The organism is Citrobacter sp. Cb004 (assembly GCF_030337065.1).
Lineage (GTDB): Bacteria > Pseudomonadota > Gammaproteobacteria > Enterobacterales > Enterobacteriaceae > Citrobacter > Citrobacter braakii.
Map to the genome: position 1 here is coordinate 12854 of NZ_JAOWCH010000046.1, position 12871 is coordinate 25724.

A 12871-nucleotide genomic window follows, 5' to 3' on the forward strand; every position below is an offset into this window, starting at 1 on the left:
AATACCGCACGACACACGAGGAAGATCAATTTATGCCGACAAAAAAGCCGACGGTGATGACCACCGTCGGCTGTGGGTAACACGATGACTAACGGATTATTTGGTTGCCGCTTTAATGATATCGAGCGCTTTGGCGAACTGATCCTGCGGGATCGTCAGCGGATAAAGGAAGCGAATAACGTTGCCATACTGACCACAGGTCAGCAGCAGTAATCCTTGCTCAAGGGCTTTCTTCTGCACGCGTTGTGCGGCGGCTGCGTTGGGTTCTCCCGTCGCTGCGTCACGGAATTCAGCGGCGATCATAGAGCCTAAGCCGCGCACTTCGGCCAGTTCAGGACACCCGGCTTGCGCGTCAGTCAGAGTGGCGCGCAATTGTTCGCCGAGAGCTGCCGCACGCTGGCACAGCTGTTCATCACGAATGATATCCAGCACCGCATGAGCTGCCGCAATTGACAGCGGGTTTCCGGCGTAGGTTCCGCCCAGACCACCCGGCGCAGGCGCATCCATAATTTCAGCTTTGCCCACGACGCCAGACAGCGGCATGCCGCCCGCAAGGCTTTTTGCCATAGTCATCAGGTCAGCTTTGTCAGCGTAGTGGTCCATCGCAAACAACTGGCCCGTACGGGCAAACCCGCTTTGCACCTCATCGGCGATCATCACGATGCCATGCTCGTCGCAAATACGGCGGATGGCAGCCACAAACTCCGGCGGCGCCACCACGAAGCCCCCTTCGCCCTGGACGGGTTCGAAAATAATCGCCGCGACCTGGGTGGGATCGATATCGGCTTTAAACAGGCGCTCAATCGCTTTGATGGAGTCCGCCGTAGAAATCCCCTGCAACTCGCAAGGATACGGTGCGTGGTAAACGGAGCCAGGGAACGGGCCGAACCCTTTTTTATACGGTGCCACCTTGCCGGTTAACGCCATCGTCATGTAGGTACGCCCATGAAAACCGCCGCCAAAAGCAATAACGCCAGGACGGCCGGTATGTGCGCGCGCAATTTTCACCGCATTTTCGACCGCTTCAGCCCCGGTGGTGAAGAATGTGGTTTTGCGCTTGCCGTCGATTGGCGCAACGGCGTTGATTTTCTCCGCCAAAGACACATAGCTTTCGTACGGGACAATCTGATAAGCCGTATGGGTAAAAGCCTGCAGTTGCGCTTCGACTGCCTGCACCAGGCGAGGATGACGGTGTCCGGTGTTCAGCACGGCAATCCCGGCGGCAAAATCAATGTACTGATTGCCTTCGATATCGGTAATTGTGCTGTTTTCTGCTGACTGGGCATAAAAATCACACATTACACCCACGCCACGCGGGGTGGCATCCAGACGACGTTGTTGCAGGTTTTTATTGTTCATTCTCTACACCTTGTCCATTAATACATTTAGGTTGAATTACCCTTTAAATTTAGACGCCATCTGGTACTTTAATCGAGAGCCAAATCGTTTTATTTTAAGGATCCAAATGCGTTCACTTGCCGGAGATGTGATCAAGCAGGCATTTAGCCAGCAGACCGATGAAAAGCTGCATCGTCGCCTGTATGCCGCCATCTGCAGTTGCATCCTCGAAGGTAGCCTGAAACCGGCGACCCGAATGCCTCCGTCGCGTGACCTGGCAGGCGAACTGACGCTATCACGCAATACCGTCCTGCGGGTTTACGAGCAATTGCAGGCCGAAGGTTATATTTCTGCGCGCACCAGCAGCGGCACATTTGTCACCGACAGCGTGCTGGACAATCTTGACCTGCGTCCCCACAAAGAGCCCGTTGCCGCCACACTGGAGGATCACACCCGCTTATCTGCCCGCTGCCTTGAGCTGCTGGGTCATGCCAGCGCCAGCCCTCGTCAATGGGGCGCATTTATTCCAGGCGTGCCTGATGTGGAGCATTTCCCTCACCGGGTGCTCAAAAAAATTCAGGATCGGCTGGCGAGACGGTTGCGCCCGGAGTTTCTCACTTACGATGCCGCAGGCGGCGTGACTGAGCTGAAAGAAGCGCTGGCAGACTATCTGCGCACCGCACGCGGGGTGCGGTGTTCACCGGAGCAAATTCTGATTACTGAAGGTATTCACCAGGCGCTGGATCTGGTGACCCGGACGCTATGCAACCCGGGGGATAACGCCTGGATTGAGGAGCCGGGCTACTGGGGAATCAAAAATATTCTGCGCATCAATGCGGTTAACTTTTCGGCGATCCCGGTTGATGAACAAGGTATGGTGCCGCCGGAGGCTGGCGAATCTGCGCCAAAGCTGATTTTTGTGACACCGTCACATCAATATCCGCTCGGTTCGGTAATGAGCCTCAACCGCCGTCGGGCACTTCTCTTTCGCGCACGTGAAACGCGAAGCTGGATAGTGGAAGATGACTACGACAGCGAATTTCGCTTTTCCGGCCAGCCAATTCCATCATTGCAGGGACTGGAAGAAGAGACGCCGGTCATCTATATCGGGACATTCAGTAAAACACTCTATCCCGCACTGCGGCTCGGTTATGTGGTACTGCCCAAACCGCTCGCCGCGCCGCTGAAGAAGGTTCATAACGACCTCTATCGTGGTGGACATTTGCTGATTCAGGCAGCGCTGGCGGAGTTTATCCGCGAGGGTTACTACGCGGCGCACATTCGTAAAATGCGCCAGTTATACAGTCGTCGCCGCCAGACGTTGGTGGAGCTTATCAGCCGCCAGTTGGGCGAGCAGTATCTTGGCTCCTTCAGCAGCAACGCCGGGCTGCACATGATTCTACAGTTGCCCGTCGGGAGCGATGACGTTGTTATTGCCAAACAGGCAAATGCGCGAGGGCTGCTGGTGCGCCCGCTGTCTCGCTACTACGTGAATGAAGAGAAACGCAGCGGCCTGCTGCTGGGATTTGCCAGTATCGAAGAGCATGAAATGGCGGCGGCGTTTACCCGACTGGTGGGTATTATCAGAGTAAACGCCGTTTAAGCACTGCCGGATGGCGCGGCAAGCACCTTGTCCATCCGACATGCTGTTTAATGTGACGCTTTTTTAATTCCTGCCAGGTCCTTCTGGCTTACTTCGCCGTTCCCTTCTCCCCAACTTTTACGCACGTAATTAATCACGTCGCGCATTTCGTTGTCGCTTAACATGCCACCGTAAGCCGGCATCTTAAAGGAGACGCTACCACGCGTTGTCGGTGTTTCTGCGCCGTGGGCAATCACTCTGAACAGCGGCGTCGGGTCATCAACCATCACCAACGGATTGTTGATCAAAGAAGGGACGTTATCATCCGTACCTTTCCCCTCCAGACCGTGACAGGTGGAGCAGTAGCGGTTATAGGTCACTTTGCCCGCCTCGGATGAATTCGACCAGGACACCGTAGTTGCCGCTGCGCGCACCATTTCAGGCTTCTCGCTTTTCAGGCTCAGCAGATATTGCGCGATCGCCGTGGCATCGTCATCGGTCAGGTACTGTGTACTCTGCGTAACGACTTCAGCCATCGAACCTGAAACCGCGGCATGCTTGCTTTTACCGGTCAGCAACAGCGATTTTAATTCCTGCTCAGACATTCCCGTACCGCGCAGCGAAGGCGCATACCAGCCGTCGATCATCGCGCCGCTCAGGTACTCGGCATCAGCATTGGTATACGCTTTTTCGTTCATCGCCATGCCTCTCGGGGTATGGCAAGAACCGCAGTGTCCGGGACCTTCCACCAGATAAGCGCCCCGTTTTACCAACGCAGCGTTGTCATCCGTTTTCGCACGCTCTACAGTCGTCGCTGGCGCGTCGGTAAACAGCCAGTTCCAGATATGCAGCGGCCAGCGGGCGGAGAGTAGCCACGGAATGGCATTCTCTTTATTGGGCTGCGCAGAGGGGGTGACATCATGCATAAAATAGCGATACAACGCCTTTACATCGTCATCAGAAAGTTTCGCGTAAGAGGGATAAGGCATGGCCGGATAGAGCGGATGACCATCTTTGGCAATTCCCTGACGTACGGCCTTGTCAAAATCCTCGTATGAGTAATTACCAATACCCTGGGTCTTGTCTGGGGTAATGTTGGTCGAATAAATATCCCCTACCGGAGTAGGAAACTTTTTGCCACCCGCCATCGCCGCCCCCCCTTCGGTGGTATGACAGGCCACACAGTCAGAGATACGGGCGATATATTCGCCATTAGATTCCGCTGCACTCACAGAGGCGGTAAACAAACAGGCGGCAAGAACGGTTACATTACGCATAGATCACCCCATATCCTTGAGTTCATTAACCGCACGCCATGCCTGGTCGATGGCCGTATGGGCATAAGCGCCCCAGTCAGAATCGGAATTAGCGATGGCAATGCGACCAACTGGCTGACGCGCCCGCTCGATAATTTCTGGCATTTTATCCATATCATCGAACAACGCGTTGGCGTAATACGCATAGCCATGCGCCCAGCGGTTAACCGTAATGGCGGAGATATCGCGTTGATTATCAAAGCCCGTTGAGCCAAACATTTCCTGCAACTGGGAGCGAATCATCTCCTCATGCGTCGCAAATGTGGTCCCCAGTAAATACGCTCGCCCCAGACGGAATTGCTCTCTGGCCGACAGATTACTGCCCGGATAAGTAGGCACATAGACCATGTGAATGACCATCGGTTCGTCAGGTGAGGCCGGGTGTTGATACCCGCCGATGCTGACCGGATAGTCGAGCTTAATCCGGCTGTAAGGTGCCGCCGGAGAGTAAAATTCATGCACGCCAAGCTGTTTGAACGCCTGCCAGTTTTTGACCACCACATTGGTGTACACCAGCGGTGCCTTCACGTTCAGTTTGAGACCCGCCTGCTGCTGTTCCGGCATCTCAGGCACCAGATACGGGATCATCATGTTATAGCCCGCCATGATGGTGTTTTTACCGCGCACGCGATGCATTTTGCCGTCACGCAGATAGGTCACCACCACGCCATCCTTTGTGTTGGCCGCATTAATCACCGTGCTATTCAGACGCAAGCGCGTGGTGTTTTCCGGCAGATCCAGCTTTTCGTAATGCAGTCTGGCAAGGACAGAGTCTTCCATCGTGTTACCCGGTAGCGCATCCGGCAGCATATACCTGACTAACAGTCGGGCCAGCCCGGCGTTACCGTCAGGGAAATGGTAAACATACGGCTCTTCGAGGTCGGCCAGCGACTCGCCGTCCAACGGCGGTATTCCCAGCGCCTCCATGCCGGGTAATGCGCACGCTCTGGCATCGCTACAGGAAATGCCTTCAATGCCGATGGCAAAGAAGTCATTAGAACGCTGCTGAAAATAGAGCAGCGCCATTTTGCTCAAACCAACTTTTGTGGCCAAAAATTCACTGTAGCTGTGGGTATCCAGCCATTCCATTTTCTCATCGACCGTCATGCCCAGAAGATAGTCGCCAGGATGGACGTGCAGGTCGATCAACGCCTTTCGGTCGTGCTCACTTAGCGGAAAATCATTGATAAAGTCTTCAATTTTACGGCCATTGAGCCTGTTCGGCGGGATATCATCAGATACCGCGCGCCCCGGATCGCCGCTGACGATTTTTGTCTCGCCAAAATTCTTTTTGTCGAAGAAAACACCGCGACTGAGCTGCCAGTCGGGGTAGAAGTTTACGTCAAAACTCTCTTTTAACCGCGTGACGCTGACGCCCACGGTTTCCATCAGTTTTTGCACCTCAGGGCTGAAATTGTGCGCGGGCGACTGGAATGCTTCGCTGCCGCCATAGCCGAGTAATTTCTTACCTGAGCTCGTAAATTCGTTACGTTTGGCGTGTCCGCCAAAATCGTCATGGTTATCGAGGATCAGGATCCGGCTATTTTGCCCGGCAAGCTGGCGCCAGAAACAACCGGCAGCCAGCCCGCTAATACCGCCGCCCACAATCACCAGATCATACTCTTCCTCAACGGGCAGAGCGTTTAAATCAAAATGTTTATGCTCGCGGCCTACTGCATGCGCCATTTCAAACGATCCAGGATGATTACCCCGCAGCCCCGTCAGCCCTGGCGGATAATAATTTCCATCTATAAATGCGTTTCCCTTTCCTGCCGCCCTGACCCATTCCAGCGGGGTAAGCCCCGCCGCAATAGTAACCGCGACGCCGTTGAGAAAATCACGTCTGGTAATTGCCATTAACTTTTTTCCTTATTGCTACACACTGCCCTAAATACGACACAAATAAGAGATGTCCCCCTTCATAGTAATAAAGGGGTACAGCCGACTATTTCCCTGGCTTTAATTCTTCATCCAGTTTTTTAGAATCATAATAATCGCCTTGCCAGGTGATTTTACCTGCTTTAACATGAATATAGCTGACACCTTCAAATTTTATCGGATTATTTGTCGGCGGACTCCCTGCCCATTCGCCACTATTTTTGCCTGAAAATTCCCAACGAAACGCCACGGTATCTTCGTCGTAAACGGGTTTGCCGACCATTTTCCAGCTCAGATCTGGCACCGCCTTAATAAAGGCACCGATAACCTCTTTTTCAGCTTTTTCTCTGCCATTTATCGGTTCGCCAGCGGCGGCATCATAATAGACTGCGTCATCAGCAAGATATTGCGCGGCTCGCGAAGCATCGTGTGCATTCCAGGCCGCCATGTACTCTTTAACGGTATTCAGCGATGTGCTTTCTGCCAGGCTATAGCCCGAGAACATCACGAATGAAAGCACCGCTATGTTTAATGTTTTCATCGACATCCTCTCTATTCAGAAATGTCACACATGATATGTTTCACCCGGGTATATTCTTCGAGCGAATAGGATGAGAGATCTTTGCCATAACCCGATTTTTTGAACCCGCCGTGCGGCATTTCGGCGCACAGAGGAATATGATTGTTAATCCACACGGTGCCAAAATCGAGGTCAATGCTGAAGCGCTGTGCGCGACCATGGTTACTGGTCCAGACGCTGGCGGCCAGACCATATTCCACATCATTCGCTTTGTGTAGACCCTCTTCATCAGTCGAAAACGGCTGAATAGTCATTACCGGTCCAAATACTTCATGCTGAATAGCTTCGTCATGTTGATGCAATCCGGAGACGATCGTCGGCTCAAAATAGAAGCCCGGACCTGGCCCGGCACGCCCACCCGTTTCAATTTTTGCATGTGCCGGTAAACGCGCAATAAAGCCTTTCACCTGCTCCAGTTGGTTTTTACTGTTCAATGCGCCATATAGCGCAGCCTGATCCGCTGGCGGTCCAAATTTAATACTCTTCGTTTTCTGAACCAGCTTTTCCAGGAATTCAGCGTAGATGGATTGTTCGACCAGAATACGCGTAGCCGCCGTGCAATCCTGGCCAGCATTGAAGAAACCTGCCGTGGTGATCGTCGCGATCGCCTTGTCCATATCTGCATCAGCAAACACCACCGCAGGCGCTTTCCCGCCCAATTCCAGATGCGCCTTGGTCAGGTTCGCCGCTGCCGAAGCCGCAACCTGTAGGCCCGCGCGGACCGAACCGGTAATCGAAACCAGTGAGGCCTTCGGGTTTGAAACCACCAGCGAACCGGTGCTGGCTTTACCTAATACGACGTTAAACGCCCCTCTTGGGAACAACGGCGCGGCCAGTTCAGCCAACAGCAGCGTGCTGACCGGCGTGGTGTCGCTGGGTTTTAATACGACCGTATTGCCTGCTGCCAGCGCTGGCGCAATCTTCCATACCGCCATCATGAACGGGTAGTTCCATGGCGTGACTTGTCCAACGATACCCAGCGGTTCACGGCGGATAGTCGAGGTAAACCCAGCGGAATATTCCCCTGCCGCTTTCCCTTCAAGACAGCGCGCCGCACCGGCAAAAAAGCGGATGGCATCGCAGGATGCCGCGATCTCTTCCTTCTCAATAAAATGGCGAAGCTGACCGGTCTCCTGACTCTGCGCGTTCACCAGCCGCTCAACGTTTCGTTCAATCTCATCTGCCAGTTGCAATAACGCCTTTTGCCGCTGTGCCGGCGTCGATTTTCGCCAGATGCTAAACGCCGCCTCCGCCGCCGAGTAGGCCTGCTCCACCTCTTCCGCATTGGCGTTGGGTGATAATGCGTACGTTTCGCCGTCGACCGGACTCACCAGTTCGAAGGTATCTTCGCTACGACCTGCTACATATTGCCCATTAATAAAATGCTTCAGGGTTTTCATGTCTGTCTCCCGCCCGTTAATACATAAAGAATCTTATGTAATATATATATTGTAAAAGATTTTCAAATGCGCAACATTGACACTATGATAAGCCTCGCATTTTTAACTTAATTTTTACATTTTCGGGATAAGGCTTTTCATTGTGAGCCGAGGCTTTATGCTCAGCTCATCATGAGGTTATCGGGACACACATCCGCTTGTGCAGTGACGTTGCGCATAGGCATGTAAAATAACTCGGCCATTCTTACCTTCCTTGCCCGACGGGCATGTGTTAAAAATGGTCGTTGTTTCAGGGAATTGAGTGCAGAAAAGATTATGATTACTCACGCGGTCATATTTGCGCCTATCGGGCAGGTCAGTCGTTCAGACCAGATAGTGCAGCGCCTGTCAAACGCCATTATCACGGGGTTGCTGGAGCCAAAAGAACAGCTTCCCAACGAAACTGATTTGGCAAAGATGATGGGTGTCTCACATATCACTATCAGAGAAGCGCTAAACACGCTTCGGGCTAATAATCTTATCCATACGGTTCGTGGTCGTAATGGCGGGAGCTTCGTTTGCGAAAATATTGATGGCAAAAACAGCGCCCTGCATCCGTTCAAAGCGATCAGTACGGATTATCTTTCTGACCTGGGCGAAATGCATTGCGCCATTATCAGCCATAGCGCAAGGCTGGCTTCCAGACGGATGACCGGCGCGGATATCGCCAAATTTCGCGAGTTTGTTGAGGTGCTCAGCAAGGCAAACTCACCAGAGCTTATGACCCAGGCCGATATGCGCTGTCTACTGGCGATAGCTGCCAGTTCACATTCGGCGCGACTGGCCAATCAGGAGCTGCAGGTCCAGGCTGAATGGGCATCGCTGGTGGCGATACTTTATCGCGCAGACAACATTCATGCCGAAATTATTGCGCTTTACTCGGCACTGGCCGATGCGCTGGCTGCTCACAACGAGGCAGAATCCGTGCAGCTTGCCACACGGATCATCGACACGTTTACCTATTACCTTATTGAAAAAAAGCTGAAATATAACTCGAACTGACAATCAGTGAAGGCAGGACAGACAATGAGCTCTTCGACATCCTTAAGCGCATTAATTCGTAAGATTGATGATATTACCGCCTCTACCGTAGATTCTACCGTTGCGCTGGCGAGGAGCATCCATGAGGCGATTTCCGGGATGCAAAAGGCCTCAGCAGAAGTTGTCCTCGATCCATCGGTGAGATCTACCGTTCAGCAACACATCAAGCGCACCCTCAGTAACAATCATTACTGTTCAGGGGCCGGGTTCGCCAGCCATATTGAGAGCACTGCCACCACAAAAGAGTATTGGCTGCTGGAATGGTGGTATAAGAAAGATAATGGTTTGAGTCAGGCGCACCTCGATTTAGATCAGGCCACCCAGCAACGTCTGGATTTCAGAACCTTCGAGTGGTTTAAGCACTCACCTCCGGCAGGAAAAGCCTATATCCACGGTCCCTACGTCGACTACATCTGCAATATTTCCTACACCCTGACCTCGGCAGTGCCGATCTACTACAACGATCAGTTTCTTGGCGTTGCCGCCGTCGATCTGCTGGTCAGTCAGATTGAGGCCGAACTGCTCTCCTGCGCTCATCCTGACTATGTCATTCTGACCAATCTGGAAAACAGAATTATCTTTTCCAGTTGGCCACGTTTTCGCGTGGGTGAATTACTCTCTCCCGCAAACAGTACCGTTGTTTATCAGAGCGACTACTTTATCCTTTATCACTATCAAAACTAAGGGCCCGAAGGCCCTTAGTGTTTAGTTATCCTGCCCCATATTCAGCTTGTTAGCGTAGGCAATGGCGTCGTTTTCCGGTGCCGCAGAGCGACCAAACGGTCGGGTCAGGAACATATAGATAAGCCCGGAGCCAACGACAATCGCCAGGCCGAACAGTACCGTCCAACGGTCGATGAAATCGCTGCTGTCTGCCGGTTGCGCCAACAACCAGATCCCACACAATCCATAGGCTAGCGCCAGCACGTTCACAATCACGCCCCAACCGCCAATGGTCCACTCCCCGGCCGGTTTCCAGCCTTTCAGGCGCTGGCGCAGTGCGGCAAGCACAACCATCTGGAACGAGATATAAATACCGATGACGGCAAACGCGGTAATACGCGACAGGTTGTCTGGCTGGAAATAGACCCAAACGCAGATGATGACTGGCAGCAGACAGCTAACAACCATGGCATTATCCGGAACGCCATTTTTAGAGATCTTTGACATCCACTCACTTCCCGGCAGCATTCTGTCGCGGGAGAAAGAAAAGATAAGGCGGCTTAACGCAGCCTGCAGAGACAAAATGCACGACAGCATCGCCACAATCGCGACGATGATAAAGATAGTTGCACCAGTTTCACCAAGAGCTTCATTAAGGATGGCCGGAATCGGGTCAGACGTTTTGCCATTCACGATACTGACCAGATTTGGTGAAGCCAGGAGGTATCCCATGACGGAAATAATCGCCGAAATCGCACCAAATACGATGCTTAAAATCATCGCAACCGGGATCTTTTTACTTGGATTCTGTACCTCTTCCGCAACGTTACCGCAGGCCTCAAAGCCAAAGAACATAAACAGCCCCATCAGCGCGGCAGACATAAATGCGGTGGAATAGCTGCCGTCATGCGCCAGCACGCCCATCGAATCAAAAATTACGGAGAATGGCTGCGAACGGTGGAATATCAGCAGATAAATTCCCAGCGCAATCACGCTAACGATTTCACACCAGAAGCCAATTTTTGCGACCCGAGCCAGATTTTTAGTCCCGGACATATTAACAGCCATCATCAAAAGCAGCAGCAGGACGGAAGTCGCCAACATAGTGGCTGGCGTCTGACCATAGTGGAAGAGCGACTCAACAAATGTTGAAGTATATTCCGCGATTGACGTAATGGTGACCACCAGGGCCCACAGGTAAATCCAGGCAGCGATCCACGCATATTTCTTGCCCCATAACCTTCTGGCCCACGGATAAAGCCCGCCGGTTATCGGATACTGGGAAGCCACCTCACCAAACACCAACGCCACCAAAAGTTGTCCACATGCGACGATTAAAATCCACCAGACTGCGGGCGGCCCCGCCAGCGTTACGGCCAGTGCAAACAGCGAATAGACGGCGGTAAGCGGCGAAAGGTAGGTAAAACCCAACGCAAAGTTTGAAATAAGACCGATCGAGCGATTGAACTGTTCTTTGCCATCTTTTTGAAAATTATCGTTTTTCTTATCAGGTGTCTGTTCCATATAGCTTTCTCTTTTGTGGAATAGTCGCAGGGTTGAACAATTAATGTATAAAAGATATTAAGTTATATGTATAGTGATTTTGTCGCTAATTTGTTAAAAATGATCGCGCATCACGTTAATGAAAAGGTGGGAATTAAACAGTCGAGGGCACAAGCATTATTCGGTATTTACGCTTCACGGTTCTTTAGCAATGGCGAATTGTTGGCCAACTGGCGGGTAAACAGGCACCCCGAATTGAGTTCGACGCTAAGTAGCAAGAATCGCTGCTGTTAAGCAACATTTTTGCAATATAATAATGTGATGTTAAACGCTGAACCTGAGCAGGTGAATGATGGAAATTGATCTCGATAATCTGGTCTTTGATGGACTGGAAGAAGCGCAAGAGCGTAATGCTGAACGTCTGGAAGATGCAGACAAGAAAGCGCAGGACATTATTGCTGATAATGACTGCGGCGACGCCTGTAAAATCTGATTTCCAAACCGGCGCAATGCCGGTTTTTTTACCGCCAGACTATGCCCCTCCTCTTATCTACATTTCCCATTGCGTTTACCCATTGTTAACACCGCTTTCACTAATAACATTTTGTAAATAGATAAGAATTTTTTCTTATTTTGTCCTGAACGTAAGTTATGGGAGCGTAAAAAGCACAAACCAAAAACGACAGGGATTTACATCATGATGGCAACGAAAACTTACCGCGCTAAAAAAACACTGCTGGCACTCGGCGTGCTGCTGGCCACCGGCATTGCCGCCTCGCAGGCTCAGGCTGACCAACTGGCCGATATCAAAGGCGCAGGCGTAGTAAAAGTTGCGACATTCGACGCGAATCCACCGTTTGGTTCCGTCGATGCCAAAACGCATAAGATTGTCGGCTATGACGTTGATTTTGCTGAAGCGCTGGCAAAATCCCTCGGCGTAAAACTGGAACTGGTAGCGACTAATCCGGCAAACCGCATTCCGTTATTACAATCCGGTAAAGCCGATTTAATCGTGGCGGATATCACGATTACGCCTGAGCGGGCGCAGGTCATTGACTTCTCCGTCCCCTATTTTGTTACCGGGCAGCAGTTCCTGGTACCGGCCAAATCCCCGGACCAGCTCGATGCATACAGCAAAGCGCGAATCGGTGCGGTGAAAGGCACTACCGGTGAGCAGGCGCTCCATCAGCGCTTCCCGCAGTCACGTGTGCTGGCCTACGACGATATTCCACTTGCGTTAACCGCGCTACGCAATGGCAATGTTCAGGCCATCACCCAGGACAGTACGATTCTGGCCGGTCTATTAAGCGGTGCGCCGGATAAAGCAGATTTCAAAATTCTGCCTGACCTGTTGAGCAAAGAAGAGATCGGCGTGGGAGTGAAAAAAGGTGAGCCAGCGCTGTTAAAAGCCGTCAATGATGAGCTTTTGAGGCTGGAATCTACCGGGCAGGCGGCAAAAATTTATGATGTCTGGTTTGGCCCTGAAACCAAAAATCCGCAACCCCGCGCCTTTAAAATAGAAGCGAAGTAA

General features: G+C 52.0%; 11 protein-coding genes. 5 read left to right on the top strand and 6 right to left on the bottom strand.

Going from position 1 to position 12871, the window contains the following annotated elements; genetic code table 11:
- Positions 1–96: 96 nt before the first annotated feature.
- Positions 97–1359: a 4-aminobutyrate transaminase gene (gene puuE / locus OGV65_RS05215; protein ID WP_049281867.1), complete on the bottom strand. Its 1263-nt coding sequence runs from the start codon at positions 1357–1359 to the stop codon at positions 97–99.
- A gap of 106 nt (positions 1360–1465) precedes the next feature.
- Between puuE and pdxR the strand changes: the two genes are divergently transcribed.
- Entirely contained in the window at positions 1466–2941 is a 1476-nt protein-coding gene (pdxR, locus tag OGV65_RS05220) for a MocR-like pyridoxine biosynthesis transcription factor PdxR (protein ID WP_286454688.1), read from the top strand.
- Between the two features lie 47 nt (positions 2942–2988).
- On the opposite strand, the gene OGV65_RS05225 is transcribed toward pdxR, so the two are convergent.
- The 4 genes from OGV65_RS05225 to OGV65_RS05240 all read right to left on the bottom strand — a co-directional run bounded on the left by OGV65_RS05225 (position 2989) and on the right by OGV65_RS05240 (position 8094).
- Positions 2989–4197, bottom strand: coding sequence for a c-type cytochrome (locus OGV65_RS05225; protein WP_286454689.1), 1209 nt, complete (start codon positions 4195–4197; stop codon positions 2989–2991).
- Between the two features lie 3 nt (positions 4198–4200).
- Positions 4201–6093 (bottom strand): flavin monoamine oxidase family protein, encoded by a 1893-nt coding sequence (locus OGV65_RS05230; protein ID WP_286454691.1) that lies wholly within the window; start codon positions 6091–6093, stop codon positions 4201–4203.
- Positions 6094–6181: 88 nt separating this feature from the next.
- Complete coding sequence (locus OGV65_RS05235) at positions 6182–6655, bottom strand: ester cyclase (RefSeq protein WP_016152935.1); 474 nt, start codon at positions 6653–6655, stop codon at positions 6182–6184.
- An 11-nt stretch (positions 6656–6666) separates the two neighbouring features.
- The gene (locus OGV65_RS05240) at positions 6667–8094 is read right to left on the bottom strand and encodes a gamma-aminobutyraldehyde dehydrogenase (protein ID WP_016152934.1); all 1428 of its coding nucleotides are present in this window, start codon (positions 8092–8094) and stop codon (positions 6667–6669) included.
- Positions 8095–8409: 315 nt separating this feature from the next.
- On the opposite strand from OGV65_RS05240, the gene OGV65_RS05245 reads away from it, so the two are divergent.
- Together OGV65_RS05245 and OGV65_RS05250 are read left to right on the top strand one after the other, a co-directional pair.
- Positions 8410–9135, top strand: coding sequence for a FadR/GntR family transcriptional regulator (locus tag OGV65_RS05245; RefSeq protein WP_016156385.1), 726 nt, complete (start codon positions 8410–8412; stop codon positions 9133–9135).
- A 24-nt stretch (positions 9136–9159) separates the two neighbouring features.
- On the top strand, positions 9160–9858 hold the full coding sequence (locus OGV65_RS05250; protein ID WP_286454692.1) for a cache domain-containing protein: 699 nt from the start codon (positions 9160–9162) through the stop codon (positions 9856–9858).
- A gap of 21 nt (positions 9859–9879) precedes the next feature.
- On the opposite strand, the gene OGV65_RS05255 is transcribed toward OGV65_RS05250, so the two are convergent.
- Positions 9880–11361 (bottom strand): APC family permease, encoded by a 1482-nt coding sequence (locus tag OGV65_RS05255; RefSeq protein WP_016152931.1) that lies wholly within the window; start codon positions 11359–11361, stop codon positions 9880–9882.
- A 331-nt stretch (positions 11362–11692) separates the two neighbouring features.
- Between OGV65_RS05255 and OGV65_RS05260 the strand changes: the two genes are divergently transcribed.
- Positions 11693–11833, top strand: coding sequence for a hypothetical protein (locus tag OGV65_RS05260; RefSeq protein ID WP_016152930.1), 141 nt, complete (start codon positions 11693–11695; stop codon positions 11831–11833).
- 204 nt (positions 11834–12037) lie between these two features.
- Positions 12038–12871: an ABC transporter substrate-binding protein gene (locus OGV65_RS05265; RefSeq protein ID WP_200079907.1), complete on the top strand. Its 834-nt coding sequence runs from the start codon at positions 12038–12040 to the stop codon at positions 12869–12871.